Here is a 2,954-nt window from a genome sequence, read left to right as displayed (position 1 = left end):
TGACCGCCAGCCCCCTCGCCCTCCCGGCGGGACAGAGCGCCCGGGCCTGGGTCCGGCATAGGGGCGGCGCCGTGGGCCTGACGCTCCGCTCCGGCGGGGAGGACCATCCCATGGCCGCCGGGGAGAGCCGTCCCGCCATGGAGCTGATGGGCCGGAACGCCTGCACGGAGCAGTCCTTCACGCTGGACCGCCCCGTGGAGGCCGGAGACTGGCAAGTGGTCCTCACCGGTGCGCTGGGCGACGGCGAGGACGAGATGGCGGTGTATGACTACGGCGTGATCGTCCTCTGACACGCCAAAGGAGCGGGCCATACGGCCCGCTCCCGGCTCCAGCCCCGCCAGTCGGCACGCCGACCCGGCTAGAGTATAATAAGGGCAGACGAGGGCACACCGACAAACGGTCGTCCCCCAGGTTTTATGCTAAGAAGTGATTGCTAGCTTTCTGAGGGCAGAGCGGTCACTTCTTGCGTTTCATGATCTGGTAGACCAAGTCGATGATGCTGACGATCAACAGACAGAACTGGATCAGTATCCGCCCCCAAAAGCCAATGAAAACGCCAGCTTTCCCCGATCCAGGGCGGCTGGCGTTCTGTTTTGCGGTCTATGTGGTCCAGCCAAAAACAAGCCCGTCCCCCAGACGTTTGGTCCGGGGGACGGGCTGTTTTGCTAGGTCAGTTCAACAGAGATCTTACTGCCTATTGAAGCTGATCAAGCCTTCTTAGTGACGGTGTAGTTCCAAGTCTCGGAAACGACACCACCATTGTTCTTGGTGATCTTCAGAGTGGCAGTCTTGTCAGTCGTATTGACCCCGGTCACCTCGACGGCCTTGGCGGAGTCATTCTGACCCAGAACATTGTTCTTGATAGTGTCCTTCAGGACGGACTCAGAGGGCTCATCGCCAGTATAGGTGATCTTGATGGTCTTCGTGCTGGCATCCACGACAACATCGGTCACGGTAGTGCCAGTGGGGGTGGAACCGCCGGAGGAGGAAGTACCGGAATCCTTAGACACGATGGCCAGGATCTCCTTATCGCTGTTGTACAGGATCGTGGTCACTTCGCCCTTGCTGTCGTTGCTGGGCAGCTTGCCGAGGGACACGGAATCGTAATCGCCGTCCTTGTCCTGCTCGACCCACACGGTCTTGTCGGTCAGCTTGTACTCGTCGCTATCGGTGGCAACGGTGGTGCTGGAGATGTTGACCGCCTTGTCGGTGGTATAGTTGCTGGTCGCGGTCTTGGCCGCAGTCAGAGTATACACGCCGTCCTTGTCCACAGAGTACAGGTACAGAGTGTTCTTCTCCACGGTGTCATCGATGTCCACCTTGAGATCCACGACCTCGTTGGTGCCGGCCAGGATGGCCTTCACGTTGGTGTAGTCCGTGGTGGAATCCAGGACCTTGGTGACATACAGGAAGTCAGCCACGTCCTTGCTGGTGATCTTAGTGCCGGTGAAGGCCACAGCCGCCATCTTGCCACCGGCGTTGTAAGCGGCCTCAGCATAGACGCTGTCCACGCTGGGAGCCTTGGTGTAGCCGGTGTACACGTCCACATCGTCGATCTTATTCCCCTTCACGGAGACATAGAAGAAAGCGGTGTTGGAGGTGGCGTACTTGGTCTGGTTCTTACCACTGGCGAGAGACAGGCCGCTGATGGCGGTCTTGTTCTTATCGAAATCGGTAGTAGTGGCAGAAGCGGTGCCCTGCTTCGCGTTGGTCAGCTTGATCTCCTTCTTGCTGTTGATGGAGTAAGCGTACACACGGTCGCCAGCCTGATCATTATCCGTCGTCTTGGTAATGGTGGTGGTGACATTGGGCTTCACGCTGCCGCTGGCCAGAGTGTAGGTGCCGGTGGTGCCGTCCTGCAGGGTGACCTTCACGCGGTCACTGTCCACGCCGGAGCCGGTCACGTCGGAAGCCCAGACGTAAGCATAGTTGCCGGAGTCGGCCTCAGCCTCGCCCATGGCCACGACCAGACCGTTCTGATCCAGATAGAAGACAGCGTCCTTATCCAGATAGTCCTTGTCAATTGCGTTCGCAGGCACGATGTCATCATCGCCGCCCTTGTAGCCGACCACGTTGGACATATCGTACTTGGTACCGGACACGGTGACGGTCTCAGCGGACTTGTAAGCGTCCAGAGTACCAGAGACGGACTCAGCCTTCTGCACGTGCAGGTCGCCGCCGATCCAGGCAGCCAGGACATAGTCGTCCTCCTTCACGTCGTCGAAGCCCACGACGTCCTTCTTCTTGTCGGCGCTCAGGCCCTTGACGGAACCGGCATCGACAGTGATGGAACCGTCGTCCTTCTCGGACTTCTTGGAGACCTGGCCGAACGCCAGCTTCTCCAGCAGGATGTAATCCACATCGCCGTCGTCATCGTTGTCGATCAGGGTCTTGGTGATGCCGCGGTTGGGGTTGGAGCTGTCCTTCTTGGCGCCCAGAGTGATCTTGTCAGAAGTGGACAGGTCGCCCCACTTCTTGGCCTTGCCGTAGTTGTCGACGACCAGAGTGGAGGACACGATGTCCAGATCGTTGTCGTCAGCCAGATCCTCGACATCCTTGTTGGTGGCGATGGTGGCGACCTTGTTGTCCTCACTCATGACAGCAGAGCCCAGGACGGTGGCCTTGGAGCTGTTGCCGGAGTCGTTCTTGACGTACAGGGTGATGGACTTGCCCAGCTCGTCCTTGCCAGTGGTCACGGAGTAAGTGCCGGACTTGAAGACCTTCTGGTCCTCATCATCGCCATAATTGGTGACGCTGATGTAGGTCTTGCCGTCATCCTTGGAAGAACCCTTCTCAGCAGTGGAGGTCAGGTCGGCGAACTCGTTGGCGGTGACGACGCCCTCGACCTTGATGGCGTTGAACTTGTCCTCCAGCATGGTCTTGCCGGTCTTGTTCTGGACGGCCACGGAGGTGCCGTTGGCGTTGTAGGTCCAGCTGTAGGTGACGGTGTCGGC

At 59.0% G+C, this 2,954-nt stretch carries 2 protein-coding genes; one reads left to right on the top strand and one right to left on the bottom strand.

Features of this window, described 5'->3' with window-relative positions; translation table 11 throughout:
* On the top strand, window positions 1-290 hold a 290-nt coding region (locus tag KQI12_RS12335), incomplete at its 5' end, for a hypothetical protein (protein WP_216573766.1).
* A gap of 417 nt (window positions 291-707) precedes the next feature.
* Here the strand turns inward: KQI12_RS12335 and KQI12_RS12330 are convergent.
* Window positions 708-2,954, bottom strand: a 2,247-nt coding sequence (locus KQI12_RS12330; protein ID WP_216573765.1) for a hypothetical protein, incomplete at its 5' end; no start/stop codon positions are given.

The sequence above is a fragment of the Pseudoflavonifractor sp. MSJ-37 genome (assembly GCF_018917965.1).
Classification (GTDB): Bacteria; Bacillota; Clostridia; order Oscillospirales; family Oscillospiraceae; genus Pseudoflavonifractor_A.
The sequence above is the reverse complement of the archived record's forward strand: the minus strand, read 5'-3'. Positions and strand labels throughout refer to the sequence as shown.